Source organism: Streptomyces sp. A0592, assembly GCF_004795115.1.
GTDB classification, from domain to species: Bacteria; Actinomycetota; Actinomycetes; order Streptomycetales; family Streptomycetaceae; genus Streptomyces; species Streptomyces erythrochromogenes.
Window position 1 is genome coordinate 206,420 of the sequence record NZ_SSBM01000001.1, and the last position, 26,503, is coordinate 232,922.

Sequence of the window (26,503 nt, forward strand, 5' to 3'; positions counted from 1 at the left end):
CGTACCGGGTGACACAAGTGGTGATCACCACCGATCACGGCTTCAGTGGAGGCTGTGGCCCGACCGCAGTGCGACCCGATGCTCACGGCCCGTTTCACCGCACCGGCCGTGCCGAAGACCCTCGTCCACCGGCCCGAGCTGCTCAGACGTCTGACAGCAGGGGTGCAGGGCCCGCTCACCCTGATCAACGGCCCTGCCGGCTCGGGCAAGACGGTCCTCACCGCCCACTGGGCGGCGGTCGGAGGCCGCACGCCACGGCCCCCCTTGTGGCTGACCGTCGAACCCGACGACGCCCCCGGCGTCTTCTGGGCGTACGTCCTGGAGGCCCTGCACCGGGGCGGGGTCCAACTGCCCGCTGCCGTGGGCCGACCGACCCGCGCCGAAGGAGTGACCCAGTCCTTCCTGGTACGCCTCGCGGCGGGGCTGGCCGAGTCCGAGTCGGCACGGCCGGTGGTCCTCGTGCTCGACCAGTTCGACACCGCCCAGCCGCCGGCCATGACGGAAGGACTGGACTTCGTCCTCCGGCACGCCGCCGGCGGGCTGCGCATCGTCCTCACCAGCCGGACGGACTCCCTGCTCCCCCTGCACCGCTACCGGGCGGCCGGCGAGGTGGCGGAGATCCGGCACGCCGACCTCAGGTTCACCCACGCGGACGCCGAAGCCCTGCTCGCCGAGCACCGGCTGGAGGTCTCCCAGGCCGGCATCCGGCTGCTCGTGCAACGGACCGAGGGATGGGCCGCGGGCGTCCGGCTGTGCGCCCTCGCGATGCAGCGCAGCCCCGACCCGGAGGCCTTCGTCCGCCAGTTCGCCGCCGACCGCACCACGATCGCCGACTACCTGCTCAAAGAGGTGCTCGACGCGCAGCCGCCCGCCACCCAGGACCTGCTGCTGCGCGTCAGCGTCACGGACCGTGTCCACCCCGACCTCGCGGACGCGCTGACCGGCCGCGACGACGCCGCCCGGACCCTCGCCGGGCTGGCCCGCGACAACGCCTTCCTGGAACAGGTCGACGCATCCGCCTGGTACCGGCTGCACCCCCTGTTCGCCGAGGTCCTCCGCGCACACCTGCGTCAGCGCCATCCCGGCCTGGAGCAGCAGCTGCACGGGCGGGCCGCGCGCTGGCTCGCCGGTACCGGCCGGCTCAACGAGGCCGTGGTCCAGGCGGCGGCCGCCGGTGACTGGCCGTTCGCCGCGGGCCGGCTCGTCGACGACCTGGCGATCGGCCGGCTGTTCACCGGCCTGGAGGCGGAGCAGCTGAACCGGGCGTTCGCACCCCTGCCGGCCGACGCACCGGGCGCGGCGCCCGCACTGGTCGGCGCGGCCGTCCGGCTCGTCGTACAGGACCTTCCCGGCTACGAGGAGGCGGTGCGGCGCGCGGACTCCCGTCTCGGCCCCGGCTCCGGTGCGGCCGCCAGGCTCAGCCGGGCCTTCCTCGGGGTGCTCGCCGGGCGGGCGGCCGGCGACCCGGCGGCAGCCGAACGGGCGGCGGCCGACGCCGAGCGCCTGCTCGCACAAGTGCCGGCCCCGCTGGTCGCCGCGCACCCCGAGCTCCGCGCCCTGCTCCTCGCGGCCCTCGGAGCGGTCAGGCTCGGCGCCGGACGGCTCGACGGCGCGCAGAGCGCCCTCACCACCGCGGTCGACGCCTGCGCGGAGCCCGCGACGGAACCGGGACCGGCCCCCGGAACGCAGTACCCCCTCTGCGACGCGCTCGGCTCGCTGGCCCTCGCCGAGCTGCTGCGGGGCCGGTTGCGGCAGGCCGCCGAACACGCCCGCGCCTCCCTCGTCGTCGCCGAGCAGTCGGCGCTCCCGCCCGAGCGCCGATCCGCCACGGGGCACCTCGTCCTGGCGGGTGTGGCCGTCGAGCAGGACGACCTGCCGGCCGCCCGCTCCCACCTGGACCTGGCGACCGAGACCGCGGCCGCCGGTCCCCGCCCCGAACCCGCGGCAGCGGTCCAGGCCGCGGTCATCGGCGCCCGGATCGCTGTCGCAGAGGGCGACGGCGGGGCCGCGCTCGCCGTTCTCGCCCGCCTGCACCCGGCAGGTGCGGCGCCCGCGGCGGGACCGCACTCCGCGTGGGCGGCGGACGCGCTGGCCGTGGCCGCATCGGCCGCGCACCTGGCGCGCGGGGACACCGAGGCGGCCCTACAGGTGCTCGACGCCGCTCCCTCCGGGCGGCCCGAGCACACGCTGGCCCGCGCCCGCGCCCTCCTGGCGGCCGGACACACCGAGGCCGCCGCGCGCGAGCTGACCGGCCTGCCCGCGGACGACAGCCCCGCTGCGCCCGTACAGGTGGCGGTCTGCCTGCTGGGGGCGGAGATCGCCGCGGCCCGGGGCCGCACCGGCGAGGCGCGGCGCAAGCTGGCCGAGGCCGTGGACCTGGCCCGGCCCGAGGAACTGCGCCGGCCCTTCGCCGAGAGCGGGCCCTGGGTACGCCGGAACCTGCGCGGGACCCCCCGGCCGGCACCGCTTCGCAGCCGCCCGGCCGACGGTTCGGACGGCTGCGACGCGGTGCTGGAGGCACTCAGCGCGCGGGAGACCGAGGTGCTGCGCCAGGCCGCACGGATGCTGTCCACCGAGGAGATCGCGGCCGAGCTGTACGTGTCGGCCAACACGGTCAAGACCCACCTGAAGAGCATCTACCGCAAGCTCTGCGTCACCCGGCGCAGCGACGCCGTCCACCGCGCCCAGGACCTCGGCCTGCTCTAGGCCCCATCCGGCGCCGCCGGCCTTCTCGCCCGAACCGGGCGATGCCGGACAGCGGGTCCGGCCCGACCATGGCAGGGCAAGGCAAGGCAAGAAGGCACCTGAAGTCTTCCTTCGGAGAGAAGTGAGTGCTCTCATGCGCTACGAGTTCCGCATCTCGGGCGTCGTGCCGGACACACTCGCCGCGAACTTCCCCGAGCTCGACCGGATCCCGGTCCGGGAGCAGACGCTCCTCCTCGGCATCGTGGCGGACGAGGCACACCTGTACGGGCTCCTCACACGCTTCCAGTCCCTGGGCCTGCGGGTGCTCGAAATGCGCCAGGTACCCGCCTGACGCCGTGCCCGCTCCGCGACCCGGAAGGGAGGACCACCCGCTTCGGGTGATCACGAGAAGCCGCCTGCCGGACGACACTGCAAGGAGTGTCCGGCGCGGTACCGCCAACTGTGAGGTGAGTTCGATGGGCCAGTCGACACCGACCGGGGGAAATTGGAATACCGGCCCCGCGCCGGGCACCGCACCGCTGTCCAGCGGCGGCGACGGAACCGGAGGGGCGGTCGGCACGTTCTTCGCCGCGGTCCTCCTCGTCGTGACAGGATGCCTCGCGATCTTCCAGGGCATCGCGGCCATCGCCGAGGACGACGTGTACGCGCGCCTCGGCAGCTACGTCTTCGAATTCGACCTGACGGCCTGGGGCTGGATCCACCTCATCGTCGGACTCGTCGTCGTCCTGACCGGCGTGGGCCTCTTCCTCGGCTCGAACGTCGCCAGGGGCGCGGGCATCGCCCTCGCCAGCCTCAGCATCATCGTGAACTTCCTGTGGCTGCCGTACCAGCCGTGGTGGTCGATCATCATCATCGCGATCGACGTGTTCATCATCTGGTCCCTGTGCACGAGTTGGTCGCAGAAGCCCGCGTGACGCGCTGGGCGGGCGAGCACCCGGTCCGATCGGATGCGGACCGGGTGCCGCCGCGCAGTGCGCCCCGCATGGCGTCGATCTCGTCCCGCCAGGCGCCCGAGTCGAAGGCCGCCCCGTACAGGCTCAGGCAGGTGGCCAGATGATCGAGGTAGGCCGCTCGCAGGCGGTGCGTGTAGTGGGCGCACAGTGCGCTCGCGGACGTACCGGCAGCGGCCGCGTCGATCACCGCCGCGGCAAGGATCGCCGTACGCAGCGCCTGGGCCGTGCCCGTGCCGCTGAGGGGGTCCTGGCGCAGGGCGCCCGCCCCGACGACCAGCACACCGGCGCGGCCCGCCGCGGGCGGGACCGCCGGGGCGAGGCGGACCCGCGGCGCCGCGTCCAGGGCCACCGCCGTACGGGGCGCACCGCGCAGCCGGGCGGCGAGGGCGGACTCGGCCAGCAGCCGTGCGAGCAGCCCTGCCGGATCCTCGGCCGGGCCGGGCACCATCGCCTGCACGAGGCAGTCGCCCCGGCCGAGCGGCGTCAGATGGAGCCAGCCCAGCCCGGTGCAGTCCAGCCGGGCCGTGTCCTGGTCGTGCGGTTCCCGCACGCGGGCGGTGCCGGTCAGCAGCCGTCTGCGTCCGGCCTGTTCATGAGCCTCCCGTCCACCCGGGGCGGCCGTCACCGTCCACCGCGCCGGCTGCCCGGACAGGTCCCCGCAGCCCAGCCGCTCGCGCATCCGGGCGGCCAGCACCGCACCGTCCACCGCCCGCCCGGGCTGCGGGAACCGGGCCGGTGGCGGCCCGGCGCCCCAGCGTGCGTGGCGGTGGGTGAGCGGCCAGCCGCCCTCCAGCAGTCCGGTGCCCCAGAGCGAGCCCACCAGCTCCAGCGTGGGTCCGGTCAGCAGCAGGGGCCGCGGTCCGGCTCCGGCCGCCCCCGCCGCGCCCGCGGGCGGCCGGGGCGGGGCCAGCCGGACCCGGTGGCCCCGGTCGGCGAGCAGCCGCGCGCAGGTGAGCTCCGCCAGCCCGGAGCCGGCGATCTCGACGAGGGTCACCCGCCGCCACCGGGCAGGCCGGACGGGGTGGACGTGCGCTGCGGCAGGCCCCCGTCGAGCCGGGCGAGGAGTGCGATCAGCGATTCGGTGTCGCTCTGATGACGGATCGCCATCTCGCGGACCGCCCGGTTGTCGAGGGCGTCGATCGCCTCGCGTGCCCGCGCCGCGGCAGCCGATGCCGCTCGGACGAACAGGCCGTCGCCCCATTGGGCATCGGCGGCCGCAGGCGCGGCCGGCCGCGGCCGGAGCATGGGCGGCAGGGTGAACAGGGGGCCGACCCCGCGCGCCGCGAGCTCGTGGTTGGTCTCGTGCATGTTCTGCATCACGACCCGACTGCGTCGCATCAGCTCACCGCCGGCCGTGTCGCGCCGTGCGAACGATGCCTGGAGCGTCCCCATCAGCAGCTCGTAGTAGTCGTCGCTGCGCCGGCGCAGCTCCAGGTCCGTCTCGTCCGTGGTCTCGGTGGCCAGGGGACGCAGGAACTGCTGCTCGGTCAGGCCGGCCAAGTGGCCCTGGACGGCGCGGAACCGGCGCCAGTGGTCGTTTCCCTCGTCGATGATGAGCTTGATCAGGTGGGTGAGCCGGTCGGCGTCGTGGAACCGGTCGCTGTGCTTCACCAGAGCCGCGTGCAGTTCGACGTACATGCCGTCGACGGTGCTCGGGTCGTCGGGGTCGGCGCTCGAACTCCGGCTGGGGGCCTCGACGTCGACGAACCACTGGAGTCGTTGCAGTGTGAGGCGCTCCAGACCGAACCGGTGCACCTTCTCGCGCTTGATCTCCTCGGCGCGGTCGAGCACCGGTCGCCGTCCGAGCATGTCGAGTGCCTCGTTGACCCACCGCAGGTGCCGCATCTCGTCCACCGCGACCGAGAACACCTCCTGACCTGCGGCGTGGGCGCGGCGGGTGAGCTCGTCGGCGCTTGCGGGCAGCCGCATCGGGGCGTTCAGCGAGTAGTGCGCGTACAGGTACTCCACGCACAGCGCGTGCTCCACACCGGCCAGTTCCGTCAGTCTGTCCGCCACTTGGCCGGGCGTCATCTCGTCGGTCCCGCTGCTCCGGCCGGCGCGCGCGGCCCCGGGACCGGGCTCCGGCGGCAGCCCCTCCTGGTCGGGATCACGCTGTTCGCGGTCGTCGAGGACGACGGGGAGGACGTTCCAGTCACGGACGAGGTCCCCGTAGGTGAATTCGAGATCCGACCGCTGTCCCCCGATGTCGCTCGACCTGTCGGGCGCGGGCGGGTCGCTGCGGTCCCTGCGCAGGAAGTTGACCTCCGGCACGGTCCCGTCGGCGCTGCTCGTCACATCCGGCTTGGAGGCCGCCCAGTAGTAGCAGCCGCAGTCGCGGAAGTCGTACTGCCACGGTGCGCACAGGCTGCGGGTGAGCTCACCGGGCCGGTACTCCGTGGGCTCGATCACACCGTCGTCGTCCAGGTACCGGGCCCTGTCCGCCACCAGCAGGGCGGCCTCCACCTCGCCGTTCGCGCTGCGCTGCACGTAGCCCGTGGTGTTCAGGCGCTGATCGTTGAGGTCGAGCGGCTCGTCGGGGGGAGGGCCGGGAAAGTTGCGGTCGGGCAGCGGCCCGATCAGTACCGCGATCCGTCCCGGCAGCAGGTCGTGGACGTGGCGCCAGACGTCCAGGCCGTCCATGCCGGTGCAGTCCACCGTGCCGGCCCGTGCCTCGGTCTGGTCCACGGTGGTACGCCCGCACAGGGCCCGAACGTACAGCGGACGGCGGTCGTCGCTCACGTCGGTGTCGACCAGCCCTTCCGGGGACGGGGGGCCGCCCGCCGCGGAAAGGACCCGGGCGCCGTCGGAGCGGTGGAAGTCGACCCGCAGTCCGGGGAAGAACGCCGTGTCCAGGTTGCGCTGGTCGAATTCCAGGCCCGGGAAGCAGTTGTCGACGCCGCTCTCGGGACGGCTGCCGGACGGGTTGCCGCGGACCTGGTAGTCGGCGCGGGCGGTGAGGTTGCGGGGGAAGAACTTCCCGGCGGGGGGTGGGAGGTCGGGCATGGCGGGCTCCTTCAGACGAGGCCGGTGGCCCCGGCGGTCGTGGCGGCGGGCTCCGGGGGCGGCAGGAAGAACTCGGGCGCGGCCTGGGACAGTTCGACGTAGGCCCGCAGGCAGAAGGCCAGCCAGCCGCGGATGTAGTCGCAGCCGGGCCGGCCGCGCCGGCTGACCTCGTGGTAGCAGCCGCCCCCGCACAGGTACCGGGCCCAGCAGGAGCGGCACGGCTCCGCCCGGTCGACGTGTCCGGCCGCCAGATGGCGCTGCCGGGCCTCCCGGTCCGGTCCTTCGGCGACCGAACCCATGGCGAAGGCCGGATCGTCGACGAGCCGGTGGCAGGCGTACAGGCCGCCCTCGGCGGAGGCGCTCAGGTACCCGGCGCCGGCGCCGCACGGGTACGGGCGGTGGGTGCCCCGGTGCAGTTCCCGCAGGGCGGTCAGGAAGTTCCCGAAGGGGTAGCTGCGGCCCGCCGACAGCTCGGCCAGGGCGCGCTCCCCGCACTCGACCATCTGTTCCAGGAAGCCGTCGAAGGTCCCCGCGGTGATCTCGTACGCCGGGTCGGGCGCGCTGACCACGGCCGCGAAGCCGACCTCGTCGAAGCCGAGTCCGATGCCGTGCTCCAGGACGTCCAACAGGCGGCCGGTACGCGGGGTCACGCTGACGCGGGCCGACAGGTGGCGGGGGCGGCCGTGCCGGGCGAGTACCGCCAGGCCCGCACGCAACCGGTCGTACGCGCTGGCGCCGCCCGGAGCACGCCGCAGCGCGTCGTGCCCGGCCCGGTCCCCGTCCAGACTGACCGTGACGGTGAACGGGTGCGCGGCGAACAACCGGGCGTCCTGCGGCCGTACCGTGGTCAGATTGGTGGTGACGGAGAACCGGACCGGGTGCCCGGTCCGGGCACCGGCCCGTGTCGCGTACCCGACCACGTCGTGGACCAGGTCCCGGGCGAGCAGTGGCTCGCCGCCCATGAAGCCGACCACCACGTCCGCCCCGGGAGCCGCCTCCGCCAGCAGCCGGTCGACCGCCGCGTAAGCGGTGTGCCGCGGCATGGAACGGGCGGATCCGCCGAAGCGCCCCTCGTCGGCGTAGCAGTGCCCGCAGCTCAGGTTGCACGCCTGCATCACGTTGAGGGAGAGCGATGCCAGTGGGGGCGGCTCGGCGGGGGCGCCGTCGATCCGGGGGCGCGACCACAGCGGAAGGTCCAGCTCCCGGGCGAGGTCCGGCAGCGAGGCGTCCGGCGTGGCCGTCCACCCCTCCACCCGGGCGGCGAGCGGCTCGGGCAGGTCGTACACCCGGCTGCCGTCCGCCACGAACAGGTGGGCGCCGTGGGCGCTGCGGAAGACCTTGGCCTCCGCGGAAGGGGGCGGTGGCCCGGGGGAGGGCGCGGCGGGGCCCTGCGGTGGAGGGTCCGGGGGCCGCCGTCCGATCTGGAGCAGTACGGTCATGAGTCCGGCTCCGTGTCCTCGCGCAGCTTCTCCGCCCAGCGCACGAGGAGGTCGTACTGCCGGCGTGTCAGATGCATCGGATACGCGTCGGACCCGCGCATGTTGCTGGGCATCTGCCGGGTGTAGAACCGCGGGGATTTTAGCGTGACGGCCCCCTCGCCGCCGGACCGGGCGGGCGCGCGGACCTGGTCGCGGATCAGGTCGGGGCTTTCGCGGATCATGTCCTCCAGCACCTCCAGGGCCGGGAACCGGCGGTGGCGGCGCCGGCCCCGCTCGGTCAGCCCCAGCAGCAGGCCGAGCAGCGGCTCGGGGGGATCGAAGGTCATGGCGCGGGCGTCGGCCGGGGCCAGGCCCAGCGAGCGGGCCAGGTACGCGTTCTCCGCGGTGGACCGCTCGTTCTGAACGTCCACGTTGACCGCGCCCATCGTTTCCAGGACCCGCTCGAACAGGTCGCGCACCTCCTGGGCGGTCTGCTTCTCGTCCTCGACGTAGTCGGGCCGGTGCACGTCCGCGCGCTGCACGCGGTCGGCCAGCCCGTCGGCCAGAGACACGAAGGGCCTGCGGTCGGGGGAGAAACGGGGCGGGGCGCTCACGATCCGCGCGGTGGCCGTCAGGCCGGCGGCCGGCAGCGCGACGGTCACGGTGCCGTCGCACACGTCGTCGACGAGGCCGATGCTGCGCCACCCGTTCTCGGCACCTGCGAAGAGCAGACCGGGAGTGGTCCGGATGTCGGCGCTGCCGACCCTGAAGCCGCACCAGGCCGCGTCGGGATTGAGGATCAAGCACTCGGCCGGGGGCTCGTACCCGGTGTCGGGATCGAGGCCGCGGGGGCCGTAGACGGCGCCCGCCGCCGGGGTGAACCGCAGCCGCAGCTCGGGCAGCCCGGCATTGGGCGCGGGCAGCTGGACGGAACCGAGGGGCAGGATCTCACCGGCCGGGACGAGGGGCTGCTGTGCGTCCTGTGGCGACCGGCCTTCGAGGACGTGTCGCCGGTGGTCGTCGCCGGTCAGGTCGACCCGGGCCTCGATCCGGTCACCGGCCTGCTGGGTGATGTGGTGCGCCTTGAGGTTCGCGACGGAGACTTCCCACCGGACGTCCTCCAGACGCAGCCCGGAGCGGGTGAGCACCTCTTCGGTCACGGGGCCGCTGCCGGACTCCCCGTCGAGGGTCCACTCGCCGTGCACCTCGAAGTAGGGGCACACCGGCCGCCAGCCGGCGCCGTCCTTGAACTGCACGCGGTCCGACGGGCGCTCGCTGAGTCGGCCGTCCTCGTCGAGGTCCAGCGTCAGATCCGGGAGGACGGTGGTCTTGCCGGTGCCGCGCGGCGTGAGGTCGCTCGGTCCGTAGCGGTAGTTGTCGCACGGGACGGGGGAGGGGCCCAGACGGGCGAAGGCGAGGGGTGGCTGGATCCAGAGTCGTTCGATCACCGGCATCTCCTTGTGATCGGTACGGAGGGGAGGGAGCACGGCGCGACATGACAGCGCTGCGTAATCAAAAGTACAGCATTGGTGACGTTGAGTCACCGACCGGCGTGTTCGGGGGCGGCGCCGTTCCCGGCCGCCGGACCGCGCCCTTGATCGAGGTGGCGGCCAAGTGGGCGACTGGCAAAGGGGGTTCGCGCCTCAGTCGCTGCCCGGCTGGGGGGCGGTCGGACCGAAGGGGTGGGGATCTGTGTCCCGGTTTCCGGGGCGGGGCCCGAACTGGTGTGTTCGAACAGGGAATTCGAGCCGGCGCCGCGGGCGCGTCGCCGTCGCGGATACCTCCAAACGGAGGTCGAGGGGGCACCTCTTCGAGCGAACGGGGCCGTTCGGGCTTCGGTCGGCGGTGGTCGGCTGCCGAAGAAGGAGGGGCGGCCCCCCTCGGGGCCGTGCGGTGCTCCGGCACCGTCGTGCACGACAAGGAGATTCCACGTGTCGCGTGTTTGGAAGAGTGCGGGCCTCGCCCTGGTGATGGGCCTGGCGGTCATCGGTGGTGCGTCCTCGGCCTCGGCGGACTCCGTCGCGGAGGGCTACGCGGTCGGCTCGCCGGGCATCCTCTCGGGCAATGTCGTCCAGATCCCGATCCACATTCCGATCAACGTGTGCGGAAACAGCGTCAACCTGATCGGCGCGCTCAACCCGGCCGCCGGCAACACCTGCGTCAACGTCTGAGGGTCGTAGGGTCGAGCCCGTCCCGGTCGGACCTCCGGCCGGGACGGGCCGTACGTCCGACCCGCGTCAGGGCAGGGTGCGGACCCGGCCGACCGGACGGTAACCCGGGCCGCATGAGCGGGAGTCGGCCCGGCGGTCACGATGGCGCGATCGCTCGCGAGCCCGCCGAACGGGGGCAGGAACCGGTCGGGTGGTCAGGCGGCCCGGCTGTGCGTGGGGTCCCAGACGGCCTGAACCGACTTTCCCACGGTGTGTGACCGGACGGTCACGGACGAGGTCAGCTCCTCGACGATGCCCCATCCGAAGCCTCCCCCGTTCTCCGGGTCGCCGCACCGCGGGACCGGGCGGGCACTGCTGCTGTCGTAGACCTCGACGACGAGGGACTCCTGCCGGCGGGTCATCCGCAGCAGCCAGCCGCCCTCCGTGTGCCGCACGGCATTGCCCAGCAGCTCGCTGACCACGAGCAGGACGTCGCTCGCATCGGCCCAGGGGCACCTGGCCCGGAGGAAGCGCACGACGGCGCGGCGCGCCAGTGCGGTGTCCGTGCGGGAGGAGTCGAGGACCAGCATGGGAGCAGCTCCTTCTCAGGAGGTGGAAAGGGCAGGAAGCCGGACGAAACGGCCCACTGCCAGGGTCCCAGCGGCCGGGTCCGCGTGACCATCGGCATTTCGGCCGACCGCCCGCGGCCGAACGGACGGCCCGGGGGATCGGCGCCGCCCGCGGCGGACCCCCGTGCGGTGTCGCGCCACCGGCGTGCGAGGCTGGCCCGACACCCCGAAGGAGATCGCAGATGCACACGCCGAGCCGGCCCGAAGACCTCGACCACCCCGAGCAGTTGTGGTCCAGGGCGGTGATCATGGCCATGGTCGACGCCGCCTGCTCCACCCGCACGGAGTTCGCCCTCGACGAGGACGGCGTGTGGTGCCACAGCACGGGCGGTGACGGCTGGTGGCGCCTCAGCGTGTTCGCCGGGGGACGCGCAGTGTTCTGCGGGCAGGACCCCGACGGCAGCCACACCCACGTCGACGGCGAGCAGATCGACTTCCTGGCGGGCGGGCCCGACTGGCTGCCCTGGGACCTCCTGCGGGACGACGCCGCCGGCAACATGTTCGGCTTCGTCTACTGGTGGGAGAACGGCGCCTGGCACCGCATCCCGTACCCGCAGGAGGTGCGCGAGGACGGGCTGGACGGAGCGGCGCCCTGGGTCGGCTCGCACGAGGAGTTCCTCGGGCTGACGGCTTCCTCCTTCGACGTCCCCCACGTGCACGAGCGGGCCCTCGCCGAGACCGTCGACCGGTTCGCGGCGCTCGTACGGGAGGGCAGGGCCGACGCCGGCGCGGTGACGGCCCTGCTGACCGCGGCCGCCGCCGAGGGCCGCCCCGCGCCGCGCGTCGACGTGGCGCTCGACATCGCCACCCGCGCGGGCATCCTGGCCTGATCCGGCCGAAACCGGCCAGGGCGTCCGCTACTTGAGGGCGGCGAACGCCCTGGTGAAGGCCAGCGGTTGCTGGAGGATCGAACTGCACGTGGCGTCAGCGTGGTTGACGGCTCCGGCCGCGCACTGCTTGTCACGCGTGGAGGACCACATCGCCAGCCTGCCGATCCCCTTCGACGCCGCGAACTCCACAAGCTGCGTCGCGTCCGCGACGGTGAAGATCTCGCTGGTCACGTCGTTGACGCCGATCATCGGTGTGACGGCCACGGCCTTCCACGCCGCGGCGTCGGAGAGCCCGAGCACCCCCTTGATCTGGGCCTGGGTCGCCGTCGCGGCCTGGATCGCGTACTGCCCCATGTCCCCGCTGTACGCCGGACCGTAGTCCATCGCCATGATGTTGACGGCATCGACGCGGACGCCGTTCTTCCGGGCATCGGCCAGCAGTGCCACGCCCGGCTGGGTCAGGCCCTCGGGCATCACGGGCAGCGTGAAGGCCACGTCGAGCCCCGGACGGGCCTTCTGGAGCTTGGCGATGGCCTGCGCGCGGCGCGCGTTGGCGGCCGTGTCCGGCAGGGCCGCGCCCTCGATGTCGAAGTCGACCTTGGTGAGCCGGTAGTGGTCGACGACCTTTCCGTAGGCGGCGGCGAGATCGTCCACGGTGGCGCAGTTCAGGGCGAGTTCGTGGCCGGCGGCGCCGCCGAAGGACACCCGGACGTCGCCGCCCTTGGCGCGAAGCGCACCGATCTGCGCGGCGACCTTGTCGTTCGCGAGATCGGTGACGCCGCCCCACAGCGGTGCGCAGCTGCCGCCGGAGGTGATGAAGGCCAGGTGGAACTCCTTCACCCCGGTCTGCGCGGCGGTGTCCAGCAGGTCGTACGCGGGGTACAGCGAGGTGTCCACGTACGGGGCGAAGCGCGCCCCGCCGCCGACCGGGGCGGGAGCGGTCGCCGTGGGGGAGGGCGTCGCGGTGCGGGTCGGCGCGGCGGAGGTGGCCGACGCGGTCGGGGCCGTGGTCGGGGCCGCGGTGGCGGTGGGACGGGCGGTGGGGCGCCCGCTCGGCTGGGCCGTCGCGCCCTGGTCCACGGAGCACTTCACCCCGTTGATGCGGCAGCCCGTCGGGTCGCCGGGCGCGCCGGAGCCGCTCGCGACGAAGCCGACGGTGACGGAGGCGCCGGCCGCCAGCTGCCCGTTCCAGCTCGCGGGCTTCACGGTGACGCGCTGCCCGGCGGCGGTGTGGGTGCCGTTCCAGAGCGAGTCGATCTTCGTGCCCGCCGGCAGGTCGAACTCCAGCGTCCAGCCCTGCTGGGCCTGGCCGGTGCTGTTGGTGATGACGTACTGCCCGGTGTAACCACCGCTCCAGGAGCTGGACTTCGTGTAGACGGCGCCGACGGAGCCGGCGTGGGCGGTCCCGGTGAGCGCGAAGGCCGCACCGCCGATCACCGCTGCCGCCACGATGGCGCCCGTGACCCTCGCCGTACGACTCGTCCTGCGCCGGTGACCGACTGTGCTGCCCATCGCGTGCCTGCCTCTGTGTTACTGGGGAGTTGGGGTTGTGGCAGCACGCTAGCCGCACCGAAACGGACATTCGTTCGTTTCGGTGCGGCCCTGATGAGTCTTAGGTTCCGCTTAAGGAAGGGGAAAGCGGGACATCAGGAAGCGGCGGCCGGCTCGCGGTGTGGGGCGGTGCCGTCGGTCGTACGGTGGAAGGGGGCACGGAAACGACCGCGGGCGAGGTGTGTCCCATGCGAAAGCCCATCCGGACCGCCGGGGTCCTCACCGGCCTGGTCCTCACCCTCGGCGGCATCGTCGCCGCCGCCCCGACCGCTCCGGCGGACATCCCGGCCTGCACGCAGATGGCCGCGCAGGCCGGCACGGCGACCACCGACGCCGTCACGGCCGCCTGCCGGCGCGGCGTGGTCGGAGACCTCCAGGGCTGCGTGAACGGCCTCGCCGAGGCCGGTGTCCCGGGCGGCGCGGCCACCGGCGCCTGCCGCCTCGCGGCCCACGAACCCCGCTAGGCGGGTAAGCCGGGCCAGCGGGACCGGAGTTGCGGTGCGGGCTGTACCCTCGGCGGGGGAGGGATTTCCCATCGTGACCCTGCGCCCCTACGACGCCGTGCTGTGCGACATCGACGGCGTCATCCGCCACTGGCCCGCTGCCGACGCGCTGGAGCGGGCCAACGGCCTGCGCCCCGGTGCCCTCGCGGCCGCGGCCTTCGCCCCCGGCCGACTGCGGCCCGCCGTCACCGGAGAGATCAGCGACGAGCAGTGGCGGTCCGCGGTCGCGGCCGACCTCGCCGACGCCTGCGGATCCCGCGAGCGGGCCCTCGCCGCGGTCCGGGCGTGGTCGGACCTCGTTCCCGCGGTCGATCAGGAAGTGGTTGCCCTGCTGCGCGGCGTGAGGAGGACGGCGTCCGTCGCGCTCGTCTCCAACGCGACCACCCGGCTGGAACGGGACCTGGAACGACAGGGGCTCACCGGTCTGGCCGACCGCGTCGTGAACACCGCCCGTATCGGGGTCGCCAAGCCCGACGCGCGGGTCTACCGCATCGCCGCCGAACGACTCGGTGTCGCGATCGATCGCTGCCTCTTCGTCGACGACACGGCCGCCAACGTCGTCGCGGCGCGCCGGGTGGGGATGGGCGCCCTCCACTACCGCCGGGTCGGCGATCTGCGTCGGACGCTCGCGCCGCTGTTCGGCGAGGAGGGGCCGCAGTCCCGCGAGCGCTGAGTGCGGGGGCGGCGTTCCGCGGATCTATACTCCACCTCCTCGGCCGGTTGGCACGTGCAGGGCAACTCGGGGGAGCCATGGCGGAGTACGCGGACACGTCACTGAGTCTGGGCGTCCTGATCGTGGCGGGTTCGGCGCTGGCGCTCCGGCTGGTGTCGCTGCCGCTGCTGCTACGGGCCCAGCGGGCCGTGCGCGAGCGGGCAGCGGCCGTACGCGAGGGCCGTACGGCGCCCACGGGGGGCTCTGCCGCGGCCCTCGGCGAACTGGTCACGGGGCTCGGGGGCGGGCTGCTCCTGGTGGCACTGCTGCCGGCACTGCGCGGGTCCCTCCCCGGCTTCGACCTGCTGGCGGAACCGCTCCTGTGGGGGGAGCCCTTCGCCCTCTCCCTGGAGTTCGGCATCCCCCTCGCGACCGCCCGGACCTGCTTCCTCGGCGGCGGTGCCTGCGTCCTGGCGCTCTGGCTGCTCCTGTGGTTCCTGACGCAGCGCATCCTGCTCGGCAGCCGTGGCGGCAGCGGTGACCGTGCGTCGCGCCCTGCGACCGTACGGCTGGTGGTACTCCCCGTCCTGGGACTGCTGGTCGGCCTGGCCGCCCCCGTCGGACTGGCCCTCGGCGCCCTCGTGTTCCAGCTCGTCGCCCTCATGGCCGGCGCGAGGCCCCGGGCCGCGCGCGACACCGCCGCCCCGCTCACCCCGCTGGTGCCGCCCTTCGTGCCGTCTCGGCCCGCGCACCCCGTCACGTACGTGCCGACGCAGACCGATCCGGCCGCCGCCGCCATGGCGGCGGCGGCCGCACCGCAGATCGCGTGCCGGCCGCTGCACCCCGACGAGCCGCAGTCCCTCGCCGGGTACCGGCTGCTCGGCCGGATCGGGGCCGGCGGCATGGGCACGGTGTACCTCGCCCGGCGCAAGGGCGCGGCGACCCAGGTGGCCCTGAAGACCATCCACCCCGAACTCCTCCACCACGCGGAGCTGTTGCTCCGGTTCGAGCGCGAGGTCGAGGTGCTCTCCATGGTGTCCGGCGCGTACACCGCCAGGGTGCTCGACGCCGGGGTGGACGCCGGACGCCCCTACCTGGCCATGGAGCTGCTGGACGGCCGCCCCCTCGACGTCCATCTGCGGGAGCGGGGCCCGATCGGCTCCCCGCAGGCGCTGCGGGCCCTCGCGCTGGCCCTCGCGGTCGCGCTCTCCGGGGTACACCGGCTCGGCCTGGTCCACCGCGACAAGCCCGCCAACATCATGCTCACCACCGCCGGGCCGCGCCTGCTCGACTTCGGGATCGCGGCACTGGTCGACGGCACCAGGCTGACCCGCACCGGCGGCGGACCGGGCACCCTCACCTACATGGCACCGGAGCAGTTCGGCGACGAACCCGTCGGCACGGCCGCCGACGTCTGGGCGTGGGCCTGCTGCGTGGTCTGCGCCGCCCACGGCACCAGCCCGTTCTCGGCGACCAGTACGGGCGCGGTGATCCGCCGGATCGTGGACACCGGACCCGAGCCCGCCGCGCTGGCGGCCGTACGGGCGCTCGACCCGGCCCTCGCCGCAGCCGTCGAGCGGGCCCTGGCCGTCGACCCGGCCGGGCGCCCCGCCGACGGCGCGGCCCTCGTCGAGCTCCTGACGGCGCACCGGGAGGAGCGGCGCCCGCTGCCCGATCCGCGGGCGGTGCGGGACCAGATCACCCAGGGCTGGCGCACGCTCGCCCTCTGACCGGCGGCCCGGCCCGCCCACCGCCCCAGGCCTCACGCCCCCGGCCGTGGATCCGCCTCGCCCCCGCGCCCCGGCGGAGTCAGCCGTGGGCCGTGTCGATCACGCAGAAGCGGTTGCCCTCCGGGTCCGCCAGCACCACGAAGTCCGGGTCCTCCGGGTACGAGTCCCAGTCCACGTGCCGGGCCCCCAGCGCCACCAGGCGCGCCACCTCTGCCGCCTGCTCGGCCGCGTCCGCCGCGTACAGGTCGAGGTGGACGCGGGGGTGCTCCTGAACGGGTGTGACGCTGCGCCCGAGCGCCAGTCCGGGCCCGCCGCCGCCGGCCGGGACCAGCACGGTCCAGCCGTCGTCCACCTCGCCGTCGCGGGGCACGTAACCCAGCGCCCCGGACCAGAATTCCGCGGCCCGCCGCACGTCCGCGGCGCCCATGACGATCGTCCCGATGGTCAGCATGATCCGATTCTGGCAAACCGCGGCCGGAGTCCCGCTCAGGGCCCCGCGGGCCGCTCGACCGCGACCATCGCGGCGTCGTCGTCGAGCCTGTTCCCGGCCGCGTGCGCGAGCAGGTCCTCGCACAGGTGGTCCAGGAGCGCCTGCGGGCGCATGCCGGTCCATGCGGCGACGCGCTCCGCGAGGGGATAGAAGGTGCCCGCCCGGTCCCGCGCCTCCAGGACGCCGTCGGTGTACAGGAGCAGGACGTCGCCGGGACCGAAGGCGAAGGTCTGGGCGGCGACCGCCCCGGCCACGAGCCCGGCGAGACCCAGCGGGGGCGCGGACCGGGCCACGTCGAGCCCCACGGTTCCGCCGTCGCGGAGCAGGACCAGAGGCGGCGGGTGGCCGCAGCTGATCAGGCGCAGCACCGGCTCGTCGTCCGGGATCTCCAGCACGGCCGCGGTCACGAAGCTCTCGCCCTCGTCCCCGCCGTCCAGGTCCGCGGAGACCGCGGCCTCCAGGTAGTCCACCAGTCCGGAGAGCCCGGCCTCCTGGTGGGCGGAGGCCCGGAAGGCGCCGAGTACGAGCGCGGCGTCCCCGACCGCCTCCAGGCCCTTGCCGCGGACATCGCCGATGATCAGCCGCGTCCCCGTGGCCGTACGGGCGGCCGCGTACAGGTCGCCGCCGATCTGCGCCTCCGCCGCCGCGGCCAGGTAGACCGAGGCGACGCCGAGCGGGCCGATCCGGTCGCGCAGCGGCCTCAGGACCACCTGCTGGGCGGTCTCGGCCACCGTGCGCAGCTGTACCACCTCCTTCTCGTGCACCTCCCGCAGGTGGGCGAAGAAGGTCACGAACACCGAGATCATGACGAGTGCGATGATCTGGAAGGTGTGGTTCAGGTCGGTCAGGGTGGTGCGCGTCGCCGAGACGATCACCTGGGCCAGCACGGCCACCAGACCCACGAACGCCGTCATCCGGGGCCCCGCGAACGAAGCCGTCATGGCCGGTGCGGCGGCCAGGAACGGTCCGAGGTGCACCTCGGGCGGGGCGAGGATGTCGACCACCGTCACGACGGCGATGAGCACGAACGGGGCCACCAGCTGCGCGTGGCTCAGCTGCCGGGACCGGTGGTGGCGCGGGGGCGGCGGCCGGAGATCCATCCCACCTGCATACACCGGGAGGCGATCGTGATCCCCGAGGCCAGGCCGTCGGTGGACCGGCCGGTCCACCGACGGTTCAGTCGGCCCGCCTCCCGGCGAGGGGCCCGGTGCCCCGGTGCTACGGACGCCGGCGGGGCTTGCCGCCCTTGGCGCCGCCGCCCTTGGCCCCGCCGGCGCCGCCGCGCGGATTCTTCCCCGCCGACTTCCCGGAGGCGGGCTTTCCGGCCCCGGCCCCGGCCCCGCGCCGGGCGCCGGCGCCCTTGCCCGTACCCGCGGCCTTCTCCGGCGCCTTGCGCTTCGCCTTCGGCTGCGGAGGCGTCTGCTGACGGCCCCGCGTGCTGTTCACCGTCCGGCCGCGGACGATCCCGATGAACGCCTCCACCAGGTCGGGAGTGGGCTCCTCCTGCGGCCACGACAGCGCGACCCGCGACGTGGGGGCGTCCGAGACCGGCCGGTAGGTGAGGTCCCTGCGGTGGTGCAGACGGGCCAGGGACTGGGGCACGACGAGTACGCCCACGCCCGCCGCCACCAGCTCGATCGCGTCCGCCGTCGTGGCGGGCCGCTCGATCGCGGGCTGTCCCGGCAGCTTCTCCCAGTCGAGTGAGTCGTCGAGGGGATGCCACACGACCTCGTCGGCGAGGTCCTCGGTGGTGACCTCCTCGGCCGCCGCCACGAGGTGGTCCTTCGGGACGACGACCACCGTGGTCTCGGTGTAGAGGGGGATCGCGCTGAGATCCGCACGGTCGACCGGGAGCCGGACGAATCCGGCGTCGGCCTCACCGGCGCGCAGTACGCCGAAGACCTCGGCGGAGGAGACCTGGGCGAGGGTCAGCGGGACGTCGGGCAGCCGCTCGTTCCAGATCCGTACCCACTTGGCAGGGGTCACGCCGGGGACATAAGCGAGCCGGAACGCATGGGGTACTTCCGAGCCTGTCACCCCGCAAGGTTACCGGGCGTGGTCGGAACCCGTGCACACGCTCGATACCCTTGACCTCATGACGTCGCACCAGAACACCCAGACGATGAAGCCCGCGACCGCGGCGAAGAAGCTGGGCGTGTACCTCGAGGCCACCCCCGCAGAGTTCCAGGAGGGTGTCGTCTCGCGCAGTGAATTGAGTGCGCTGCAGGCCGACCCGCCCGAGTGGCTCCAGGAGCTGCGCCGCAACGGTCCGCACCCCCGCCCGGTGGTCGCCTCCAAGCTGGGCGTCTCCATCGCGGGCCTCGCCCGCGGCGGAGTCACCGAGCCGCTCACCACCGAACAGATCGAGGCGCTGAAGCAGGAGTCCCCCGAGTGGCTCCAGCGGGAGCGGGCCACCCAGGCCGACGTCCGCAAGGAGGCGGTGCGCATCAAGGAGCGCAACGCCGAGCGGGCCGACAAGGCGCGCAACCAGGAGTCCTGACCCGACGCGGTCCGGCTTCCCGGTCCCGGATTCCCCCGGATCCCCGTCAGGCCCGGCCTTCCCTCGCGGGGGAGGCCGGGCCTGACGCGCTGTTCCGGGCCCGGCAGGAGCGGCCCGGCCCACCGGCCCGCCCGCCCACTGCCCACCGGACTACCGGCTCACCGGATCACTGCGGAGGGTCACCGGCCAGCAGGCGCACGGCCCGCTCCAGCCGGGCCCGCCTGGTCTCCGGCGTCAGCGCCTGGAGCAGGGGCAGGGCCACCAGGTAGCGCCCGGTCCGGTCCAGTGCCTCGAAGGCGGCACGGGCCTCGGGGCGGGCCGCCAGCGCCGCCGCGAGGTCTTCCGGCACTCCCGCGGTCCGCTGGGAGGCGTAGGCGCCGACCCAGCGGCCGTCCGCCTGCGCCCTGCGCACCTCGGCGAGCCCCGGTTCACGCATCCGGCCCGCGGCGGTCAGCGCCGCGACCTTGTCCACGTTGACCTGCGACCACAGGCTCCTCGGCCGGCGGGGCACGTACTTCTGCAGGTAGTGGAGTTCGTCGAGAGAGCGCCGCTGCCCGGAGATCCAGCCGTAGCAGAGCCCGATGTCGACGAGCTCGTCGTCGGTGACCGACGGGATGCCGGACTTCTTCTTCGCGAGCTTGATCCACACCCCTTCCTGGCGCGTGTGGTGCTCGGCGAGCCAGCTCTCGAACGCCTCGGCGTCCTCGAAGCCGACGATCTCCACCCCGTTGAGTTCGTCCATGCGCGACAGGCTATCGGCCGCCCACCTGTCGCAGAATCGATTCCTCAGGCGGTCACGGTCTCCGGGCGGGACTCGTCGCGGTGCCCGGAGGAGGGCGAGGTGCGCGACGCGAACAGGGAGTCCAGCGCGAGCGCGCCGGGTCCGGTGAACACCAGGAGCAGGAAGGCCCAGCAGAACATCGCGGAGGCCTCGCCACCGTTCTGCAGCGGCCAGAGCGCACCGGGCTGATGCACCGTGAAGTACGCGTACGCCATGGATCCGGAGGCGACGAAGGCGGCCGCGCGGGTGCCCAGGCCCAGGAGGACCAGGGCGCCGGCGACCAGCTGGATGGCGGCCGCGTACCAGCCGGGCCAGGTGCCGGCCGCGACGGTGCCGCCGCCGTGGGCGCCGCCGAGGACGCCGAAGAGGGAGGCCGCCCCGTGCGAGGCGAACAGCAGGCCCGTGACGATCCGGAACAGGCCGACGGCGTAGGGCTGGGCGTGGTCGAGACGTGCGTTCATGGGGGGAGGCTCCTTCGGTCGGGGACGGGTCCCGAAGTCGTGCCGAACGTGCTCGAACGCGAGCGAGCCATAGGTTAGGTAGCCCTAATGGGCGTGACAAGCGTGAGTTCCGGCCACCGGGCCGGACGCCCCCGGCTCCGGCGGGCGGGCCAGGCCGACGAGGGGGACCCGCCGGTCCGTTCCCCTGTGACGGACCGGCAGGTCTTCGTCCCACCCCGAGCCCGGGACCGGGCAGCGCCCTGCCCGGTTGCATCGCGCGCACGTTCTGTTGATCTTCCGCGCAAGAGGTTTGGGCGCCGGGCGGACCCGCCCGCTGGCGGCCCGCCGACCCGTGGGGTCCGCTGGAGGCGTGAGCATCCTCCCCGGCCCGGGCTGGTGGGCAGGTCTCCCGCCGGCGGCGGGAGCCGCCGTCATGGCCACGGGCATCATCTCCGTGGCCCTGCAGATGACGGGACACCGGACGTCGTCGCTGGCCGCCCTGGTCATCGCCGTCGCCCTGTGGCTCGTCCTCGCCGTCGACTTCACGGTCCGGCTCGTGGGCGACCGCGGGCGGTTCCGTGCCGAGGCCGACACCCCGGCCGCCCTGACGGCCGTCGCCGCGACCACCGTCATCGGCACCCGGCTCTCCCTCCTCGGCTGGCAGACCGTGGCCGCGGCCCTGCTGGCACTGGCCGCGCTGCTCTGGCCGGGTCTGCTGTTCAACGTGGTGCGGCACTGGCGCCGGCGCATGCCCGGAGGCGCTTTCCTCGGCTGCGTGGCCACGCAGGGGCTCGCGGTCCTCGCTGCGGCCCTCGCCGCCGCCTGCCACCAGGACTGGCTGGCCCGGGCGGCGCTGGCCGCCTTCTGCCTCGGACTGCTGCTGTACGTGGCCGCCCTCTTCAGGTTCGACCTGCGCGAGGTGGTGGGCGGTGCGGGCGACCACTGGGTGGCCGGCGGGGCGCTCTCCATCTCCGCCCTGGCCGGATCCAAGCTCACCGCGTCACCCGTCTGGTCGGGTTCGGCGCACACGGCTCTGCGTACCGTCACGCTCGCCGCCCTGGCCCTGTCCCTCGTCTGGTACGTCGTCCTCCTCGTCGCCGAACTGCGCCACCCCCGGCCGCGCTACGACATCCGGCGCTGGGCCACCGTCTTCCCCCTCGGCATGACGGCCACCGCCTGCCTCTCGGTCGCCGAACCGGCCGGCATCGCCTGGCTGGTGCCGCTGGGGGAGTTCCTGCTGTGGATCGCCGTCGCGGCCTGGGTGCTCACCGTCGCGGTGCTCGTCTCCTCCCACCTCGCCGCCCGGCGCCCGCCCCGCCCGGGCAGCCCGCCGGCGTGAGAGCCCTTCCTGTGGCGCGGCCCGCGCCCGGTCAGTAGGGTCCCGGCATGGCCTACACGTTCCAGGTGACCATCGACTCGCCCGACCCGCACCCGCTCGCCGACTGGTGGGCCGACGCCCTCGGCTGGGAAGTGGAACCCAGCGACGAGCCGTTCATCCGCGGCCTGATCGCCGCGGGGCACGCGACCGAGGACGACACCACCACCCACCGCGGCATCCTCGTCTGGAAGGTGGGCGCGGCGATCCGCCACCCCGGGGGACCGGAAGGCGCGCCGCGCATCCTCTTCCAGTTCGTCCCGGAGCCCAAGACCGTGAAGAACCGGGTGCACCTGGACGTCCGCACCGGTGACGACGACCCGAAGGAGCTGGTCGAGCGCCTCGTCGCCAAGGGAGCCAAGCACCTCCACGAGGGCCGCCAGGGCCCCAGTACGTGGACGACCCTCGCCGACCCCCAGGGCAACGAACTCTGCGTTTCCCACTGACGCGTACGAGGTCCCGCCGCGTCCCACGGCGCAACCCGCCACCGCCACTGTCTCCGCCCCGCCGCCGCCCCCGCGCGCCGAGGCCCGCCAGCACCTACGCTTCCACGGGTGAACGTCATCCTCTTCGGCGCGACCGGGATGCTCGGCCGGGGCGTCCTGCGCGAATGCCTGCGCGACGACTCGGTCGACAGCGTGCTGGCCATCGGCCGCTCCCCGCTCGGCGTCACCCACCCCAAGCTGCGCGAGCGGGTGCAGGACGACCCGTCCGACCTGTCCGCCGCCGGGGTCGACCCGGCCACCCTCGACGCCTGCTTCTTCTGCCTGGGCGTCTCCTCCGTTGGCATGAAGGAGGAGGACTACCGGCGCGTCACGTACGACCTGACCCTCGCGGTCGCCCGGCCGCTCGCTGCGGCCAACCCGGGCATGACCTTCGTGTACGTCTCCGGGGAGGGCACGGACAGCACCGGACGGGGCCGTTCCATGTGGGCCCGCGTCAAGGGGAAGACCGAGAACGACCTGCTGGAACTCCCCTTCCGCGCCTACATGTTCCGCCCCGGCATCGTCCAGCCGGTGCGCGGCGTCCCGTCCAGGACCCGGCTCTACCGCGTCCTCTACGCCGTCACCGCACCGCTGGTCCCGCTGCTGCGGCGGTTCGCGCCGGACCTCGTGATCACTTCCGAGGCCTTCGGCCGCGCCATGATCGCCGTTGCCACTCCCGGCACCGAGGTTCCGGGCCACATCCTGCGGCCCGCTGACATCAACCGCCTGGGAGGGGCCCCGACCAGGCATAATTGACTACCGGGCACACCCTCCCGCAGGCGAGAATGAGCCATCTCAAACCGGGAGGACCCCATGAGCCAGGAGACCCTGACTCTGCATGACCTGCTGCCCGCCCAGGCGCTGGCGGACTCGATCGACGCCGGGTACGTGACCCGCAAGTCGCACCCCGAACTGCCGCTGTCCATCTACACGTACACGCGGACGGCCCAGTACGAGCGCGTCTGGGACGAGGTCACCACACGCTGCCGCGGTCTCGTCGCCGACGACGAGACCGGCGCGATCGTCGCCCTGCCGCTGCCGAAGTTCTTCAACGTCGGCGAGCACGAGTCCGGCCAGCCGTACGCCCCGGCCCTCCCCGACGAGCCGTTCGAGGTGTACGACAAGGTCGACGGCAGCCTCGCGATCGTCTTCCACTACGCGGGACGCTGGCGGGTCGCCTCCAAGGGGTCCTTCACCAGCGCCCAGGCCACCTGGGCGCAGCGTCGGCTCGACGGCGCCGACACCGCGGCCCTGCACCCGGGCACCACCTACCTCGCGGAGATCCTGTACCCGCAGAACCGCATCGTCGTCGACTACGGCGACCGGCGCGACCTCGTCCTCCTCGCTGCCTTCCGCACGGACGGCACCGAGGTCCCTCTCGCCGAGGCCGCGACCCACTGGGACGGGATCGGTTCCGTCGTCACGGTGTGGCCCGCCATGCCCCTCGACGAGCTGCTCGCACTGGCCGAGTCCAACACCCTGCCCGGTGGATCCGCCGCCAACGGCATGGACGCGGAGGGATTCGTCCTGCGCTTCGCCTCCGGCGTGCGCGCCAAGGCCAAGTTGTCCGAATATGTACGCCTGCACAAGGTGCTCACCGGCGTGACCGCGCGGGACATCTGGCGCGGCCACGGCATCCAGCGCTTCGCCGGCCTGCCCGCCAAGCAGCTCGCCCAGGGCCTCAACTGCACCGTCGCCGACATCGAGGCCTGGGGCGGTAAGCCCCTCGACGCCCTGCTGGAGCAGGTGCCCGACGAGTTCGACCACTGGGTGCGCGAGGTCATCGCCGGCCTGGAGGAGTCCGCCGCCCGCCACGAGCGCGCGATCGACGAGGCCTACGCGGGTCTCGCACACCTGGCCGCCGACCGGGGGGCGTTCGCCCGGGCGGTCGCGCAGCTGACCGACCGCGCCGTCCGGCCCGCGATGTTCCTGCGGCTCGACGGCCGGCCGACCGAGCTCACCACCTGGCGCAGGGTCCGGCCGGACGCCGCCGACCCGTACATCACCGACGAGGAGGACAGGACCGTGTCCGAGGAGGACGACCGGACCGCGCCCGCGCGGGAGCGGACGCCCGCACAGGAGCGCCCGTCCGCGACCGGGCCGACGCCCGCCGCCGCGCCCGCGCCCGCCCGCGCCCCGCAGCCGGCGCCGCGGATTCCGGCGCCGGCGGCGGACCGGCCCGACCGCCCCGCGGAGCGGGAGGCTCCGCTGCCCGTCGTCCATGTCATGACGGGTCTGCCGGCCTCCGGCAAGACGACGGCCGCGCGCGCCCTCCAGGCCGAGGCCGGCGGCCGCATGCGCCGCGTCAACCTCGACGACCTGCGGGCCATGCTCGACCTGCCGGACCCCGGGCGGGGCCGCAGCTTCGCCCACGAGCAGACGGTCCTGGCGATCCAGGACGCTGCCGTCCGCGCGGCCGTCGACGGCGGCTTCGACGTGGTCGTCGACAACACCCACCTGACCAAGAACATCCCGAAGCGGCTGAAGGCGGCCGTCGGCGGTCTCGCGACCTTCGTCGTGCACGACTTCACCGACGTCCCGCTGGAGGAGTGCCTGCGCCGGGACGCCGCCCGCGAACGCCAGGTCGGCGAGGAGGTCATCCGCATCCTGGCCGAGAAGCACCGCAACGCCCGCAAGGGCGGCTGGCGGCTCACGGCGGAGTGGATGAACGGGGCCCAGGGCGCGGTGGCCGCGCCGCCCGTGACGGCGTACGTCCCCGACCCGGCGCTGCCGGCGGCGGTGATGTGCGACATCGACGGCACGCTCGCACTGACCGGCGACCGGGGTCCGTACGACTTCACGCGCTGCGAGCTCGACCTGCTCAACGAGCCGGTGCGGCACGCGCTGGACGCCTTCCGGCGCGCGGACGGCGACGTCATCGTGCTGCTGTCGGGCCGCAGCGAGGAGTACCGGCAGCAGACGGAGTCCTGGCTGCGCCGCCACCGGGTGCCGTACGACGAGCTCTGGATGCGTGCGAAGGGCGACACGCGCCGCGACGACGTGGTCAAGGCGGAGCTGTTCGACGCTCACGTGCGCCACCGCTACGCGGTACGGGTGTCGCTCGACGACCGCGACCGGGTCGTCGCCATCTGGCGCCGCATGGGCCTGCCCACCTGGCAGGTCAACTACGGCGACTTCTAGAGTGCCCGTGTGAGGAACGTGCTGATCGTCGATGCCGCGAACGTCGTCGGCTCGGTGCCGGACGGCTGGTGGCGCGACCGGCGCGGTGCGGCCGAGCGGCTGCGCGACCGGCTGGCCGCCCGGGACGACGGCGAGGAGATCGTCCTCGTCGTCGAAGGCGCCGCCCGCGGCGTCGGGTCCGTGCCCGGCGTACGGGTCGAGGCGGCGCCCGGCAGCGGCGACGACCTGATCGTGGAGCTGGCCGCGGCCCATGTGCGCGACGGCTGCTCGGTGGTCGTGGTCACGGCCGACCGCGAACTGCGCGAACGGGTCCGGGCGCACGGTGCGCGGTGCGTGGGACCGCGTGCCGTACGCCCGGTGGGCCGACCGTGCTGACCAGGGGTCAGCGGCAGTACTTCACCTCGGAGAGGTTCTTGACGTAGCGGGCGGAGACCCACTGCTCCTTCTCGTAGGCCTTCGCGCGGTTCGGCTCCTGGCGCTGGCGCTCCTCGCCGTCCTCGCGCTCCTCGCCGTCCTCGCGGTCCTCGCGGTCCTCGCGGCCGGAGCCGTTCTCCCAGTCCTCGCGCTCGACGTGCAGGCGGTACCAGATGCGGTTCCCGTCGACCTTCTCACCGTACTTCTTGCACTCGATCTCGACCCTGCTGTTCGGCTTCACGTAGCCGACCGCGCGGGAGTCGGTGGTGGGCTTGCTGCGGACCTTCAGCGGTCCCTTGGAGACGACCTTGCCGAACGCGTACTTGTCGTACGGGTACTCGCCCGGCTGCGCGGACGCGGGCACCTCGCCGACGATGATCTCCTGCGGGCCCTCGTCCGCGACGGCGGCGCCCACCCCGACCAGACCGAGAACCAGGCTTCCTGCGGCGAGAGCGAGGATGGTTCTGGTGGGCTTCAGCATGAGCCGACTCCTCTGTGAAGACGTCCGACCGGCCGCTGCGCGCGGCGCGGGATGGCAACAGACGGTTGCCACGGACGACTATGACGAGGGCGGGACCCGAATCCCCGGTGACTCACCGGCTTTTAGCCCGATATGACCAATCTGTCCACTGGAGTGCGGCGAACGTGCCCGCCCCCGGACGGGCACGGCCGCGCAGCGGGGCCCCGCGTGGGCGCGACGTGCTCGCCCCGGCCGGCGCCCGGCTGTCCGACGCCGACATCGGGTGGCCTCC

The 26,503-nt window shown here is 73.8% G+C and carries 26 protein-coding genes; 14 read left to right on the forward strand and 12 right to left on the reverse strand.

Annotated elements, in window-relative coordinates; genetic code table 11:
* The first annotated feature begins 54 nt into the window (after positions 1 to 54).
* The 3 genes from E6U81_RS00990 to E6U81_RS01000 all read left to right on the forward strand — a co-directional run bounded on the left by E6U81_RS00990 (position 55) and on the right by E6U81_RS01000 (position 3,620).
* A complete protein-coding gene (locus E6U81_RS00990) occupies positions 55 to 2,706 on the forward strand; it encodes a LuxR C-terminal-related transcriptional regulator (protein ID WP_240803549.1) in 2,652 nt (883 codons plus the stop codon).
* Positions 2,707 to 2,839: 133 nt separating this feature from the next.
* The gene (locus tag E6U81_RS00995; RefSeq protein WP_030662027.1) at positions 2,840 to 3,037 is read left to right on the forward strand and encodes a hypothetical protein; all 198 of its coding nucleotides are present in this window, start codon (positions 2,840 to 2,842) and stop codon (positions 3,035 to 3,037) included.
* Between the two features lie 124 nt (positions 3,038 to 3,161).
* Positions 3,162 to 3,620 carry a hypothetical protein gene (locus E6U81_RS01000; RefSeq protein ID WP_136228109.1) on the forward strand — a complete coding sequence of 153 codons (459 nt, stop codon included), beginning with the start codon at positions 3,162 to 3,164 and terminating at the stop codon, positions 3,618 to 3,620.
* On the opposite strand, the gene E6U81_RS39585 is transcribed toward E6U81_RS01000, so the two are convergent.
* From E6U81_RS39585 to E6U81_RS01020, 4 genes are read right to left on the reverse strand one after another with little or no spacing between them, the layout of a single operon-like run.
* Complete coding sequence (locus E6U81_RS39585; RefSeq protein ID WP_168714516.1) at positions 3,577 to 4,653, reverse strand: hypothetical protein; 1,077 nt, start codon at positions 4,651 to 4,653, stop codon at positions 3,577 to 3,579. The two genes, E6U81_RS01000 and E6U81_RS39585, sit on opposite strands and share 44 nt — an antisense overlap.
* Complete coding sequence (locus E6U81_RS01010; RefSeq protein WP_136228110.1) at positions 4,650 to 6,662, reverse strand: ferritin-like domain-containing protein; 2,013 nt, start codon at positions 6,660 to 6,662, stop codon at positions 4,650 to 4,652. Before E6U81_RS01010 ends, E6U81_RS39585 begins: the two co-directional genes overlap by 4 nt.
* A gap of 11 nt (positions 6,663 to 6,673) precedes the next feature.
* A complete protein-coding gene (locus E6U81_RS01015) occupies positions 6,674 to 8,101 on the reverse strand; it encodes a radical SAM protein (protein ID WP_136228111.1) in 1,428 nt (475 codons plus the stop codon).
* Positions 8,098 to 9,528, reverse strand: a complete 1,431-nt coding sequence (locus E6U81_RS01020) for a hypothetical protein (RefSeq protein ID WP_136228112.1) — start codon at positions 9,526 to 9,528, stop codon at positions 8,098 to 8,100. Before E6U81_RS01020 ends, E6U81_RS01015 begins: the two co-directional genes overlap by 4 nt.
* Before the next feature lie 483 nt (positions 9,529 to 10,011).
* Here E6U81_RS01020 and E6U81_RS01025 point away from each other — a divergent pair, with 483 nt between their 5' ends.
* Positions 10,012 to 10,251, forward strand: coding sequence for a chaplin (locus E6U81_RS01025; protein WP_240803550.1), 240 nt, complete (start codon positions 10,012 to 10,014; stop codon positions 10,249 to 10,251).
* A 194-nt stretch (positions 10,252 to 10,445) separates the two neighbouring features.
* Here the strand turns inward: E6U81_RS01025 and E6U81_RS01030 are convergent, their stop codons facing one another.
* Positions 10,446 to 10,820 carry an ATP-binding protein gene (locus E6U81_RS01030; protein ID WP_136228113.1) on the reverse strand — a complete coding sequence of 125 codons (375 nt, stop codon included), beginning with the start codon at positions 10,818 to 10,820 and terminating at the stop codon, positions 10,446 to 10,448.
* Between the two features lie 221 nt (positions 10,821 to 11,041).
* Between E6U81_RS01030 and E6U81_RS01035 the strand changes: the two genes are divergently transcribed.
* A complete protein-coding gene (locus tag E6U81_RS01035; protein WP_136228114.1) occupies positions 11,042 to 11,689 on the forward strand; it encodes a hypothetical protein in 648 nt (215 codons plus the stop codon).
* 27 nt (positions 11,690 to 11,716) lie between these two features.
* Here E6U81_RS01035 and E6U81_RS01040 read toward each other — a convergent pair whose 3' ends face one another.
* The gene (locus E6U81_RS01040; RefSeq protein WP_136228115.1) at positions 11,717 to 13,201 is read right to left on the reverse strand and encodes a cellulose binding domain-containing protein; all 1,485 of its coding nucleotides are present in this window, start codon (positions 13,199 to 13,201) and stop codon (positions 11,717 to 11,719) included.
* 227 nt (positions 13,202 to 13,428) lie between these two features.
* Here E6U81_RS01040 and E6U81_RS01045 point away from each other — a divergent pair, with 227 nt between their 5' ends.
* The 3 genes from E6U81_RS01045 (at position 13,429) to E6U81_RS01055 (ending at position 16,125) form a co-directional block, all read left to right on the forward strand.
* Complete coding sequence (locus E6U81_RS01045) at positions 13,429 to 13,704, forward strand: hypothetical protein (protein ID WP_136228116.1); 276 nt, start codon at positions 13,429 to 13,431, stop codon at positions 13,702 to 13,704.
* A gap of 73 nt (positions 13,705 to 13,777) precedes the next feature.
* Positions 13,778 to 14,416: an HAD-IA family hydrolase gene (locus E6U81_RS01050; protein WP_240803551.1), complete on the forward strand. Its 639-nt coding sequence runs from the start codon at positions 13,778 to 13,780 to the stop codon at positions 14,414 to 14,416.
* 77 nt (positions 14,417 to 14,493) lie between these two features.
* Positions 14,494 to 16,125 carry a serine/threonine-protein kinase gene (locus E6U81_RS01055; protein WP_136228117.1) on the forward strand — a complete coding sequence of 544 codons (1,632 nt, stop codon included), beginning with the start codon at positions 14,494 to 14,496 and terminating at the stop codon, positions 16,123 to 16,125.
* A gap of 79 nt (positions 16,126 to 16,204) precedes the next feature.
* Here the strand turns inward: E6U81_RS01055 and E6U81_RS01060 are convergent, their stop codons facing one another.
* The 3 genes from E6U81_RS01060 to E6U81_RS01070 all read right to left on the reverse strand — a co-directional run bounded on the left by E6U81_RS01060 (position 16,205) and on the right by E6U81_RS01070 (position 18,652).
* Positions 16,205 to 16,576 (reverse strand): VOC family protein, encoded by a 372-nt coding sequence (locus E6U81_RS01060; RefSeq protein WP_136228118.1) that lies wholly within the window; start codon positions 16,574 to 16,576, stop codon positions 16,205 to 16,207.
* 35 nt (positions 16,577 to 16,611) lie between these two features.
* Entirely contained in the window at positions 16,612 to 17,715 is a 1,104-nt protein-coding gene (locus E6U81_RS01065) for a PP2C family protein-serine/threonine phosphatase (RefSeq protein ID WP_136228119.1), read from the reverse strand.
* 118 nt (positions 17,716 to 17,833) lie between these two features.
* Positions 17,834 to 18,652, reverse strand: a complete 819-nt coding sequence (locus tag E6U81_RS01070; protein WP_136228120.1) for a LysR substrate-binding domain-containing protein — start codon at positions 18,650 to 18,652, stop codon at positions 17,834 to 17,836.
* 58 nt (positions 18,653 to 18,710) lie between these two features.
* Between E6U81_RS01070 and E6U81_RS01075 the strand changes: the two genes are divergently transcribed.
* Positions 18,711 to 19,115: a DUF5997 family protein gene (locus E6U81_RS01075; protein ID WP_136228121.1), complete on the forward strand. Its 405-nt coding sequence runs from the start codon at positions 18,711 to 18,713 to the stop codon at positions 19,113 to 19,115.
* Positions 19,116 to 19,281: 166 nt separating this feature from the next.
* Here E6U81_RS01075 and E6U81_RS01080 read toward each other — a convergent pair whose 3' ends face one another.
* Together E6U81_RS01080 and E6U81_RS01085 are read right to left on the reverse strand one after the other, a co-directional pair.
* A complete protein-coding gene (locus E6U81_RS01080; RefSeq protein ID WP_136228122.1) occupies positions 19,282 to 19,857 on the reverse strand; it encodes a YdeI/OmpD-associated family protein in 576 nt (191 codons plus the stop codon).
* A 44-nt stretch (positions 19,858 to 19,901) separates the two neighbouring features.
* Positions 19,902 to 20,357, reverse strand: a complete 456-nt coding sequence (locus E6U81_RS01085) for a DoxX family protein (RefSeq protein WP_136228123.1) — start codon at positions 20,355 to 20,357, stop codon at positions 19,902 to 19,904.
* Positions 20,358 to 20,706: 349 nt separating this feature from the next.
* On the opposite strand from E6U81_RS01085, the gene E6U81_RS01090 reads away from it, so the two are divergent.
* The 5 genes from E6U81_RS01090 (at position 20,707) to E6U81_RS01115 (ending at position 25,712) form a co-directional block, all read left to right on the forward strand.
* A complete protein-coding gene (locus E6U81_RS01090) occupies positions 20,707 to 21,675 on the forward strand; it encodes a tellurite resistance/C4-dicarboxylate transporter family protein (protein WP_240803552.1) in 969 nt (322 codons plus the stop codon).
* A gap of 47 nt (positions 21,676 to 21,722) precedes the next feature.
* Positions 21,723 to 22,157, forward strand: a complete 435-nt coding sequence (locus tag E6U81_RS01095) for a VOC family protein (RefSeq protein ID WP_136228124.1) — start codon at positions 21,723 to 21,725, stop codon at positions 22,155 to 22,157.
* A 108-nt stretch (positions 22,158 to 22,265) separates the two neighbouring features.
* A complete protein-coding gene (locus tag E6U81_RS01100; RefSeq protein ID WP_136228125.1) occupies positions 22,266 to 22,952 on the forward strand; it encodes an epimerase in 687 nt (228 codons plus the stop codon).
* Between the two features lie 57 nt (positions 22,953 to 23,009).
* Positions 23,010 to 25,337, forward strand: coding sequence for an RNA ligase (locus tag E6U81_RS40705; RefSeq protein WP_240803553.1), 2,328 nt, complete (start codon positions 23,010 to 23,012; stop codon positions 25,335 to 25,337).
* 9 nt (positions 25,338 to 25,346) lie between these two features.
* Positions 25,347 to 25,712, forward strand: coding sequence for an NTP pyrophosphohydrolase (locus E6U81_RS01115; protein ID WP_136228126.1), 366 nt, complete (start codon positions 25,347 to 25,349; stop codon positions 25,710 to 25,712).
* 7 nt (positions 25,713 to 25,719) lie between these two features.
* On the opposite strand, the gene E6U81_RS01120 is transcribed toward E6U81_RS01115, so the two are convergent.
* Positions 25,720 to 26,232 carry an SH3 domain-containing protein gene (locus E6U81_RS01120; RefSeq protein WP_136228127.1) on the reverse strand — a complete coding sequence of 171 codons (513 nt, stop codon included), beginning with the start codon at positions 26,230 to 26,232 and terminating at the stop codon, positions 25,720 to 25,722.
* Positions 26,233 to 26,503 lie beyond the last annotated feature (271 nt).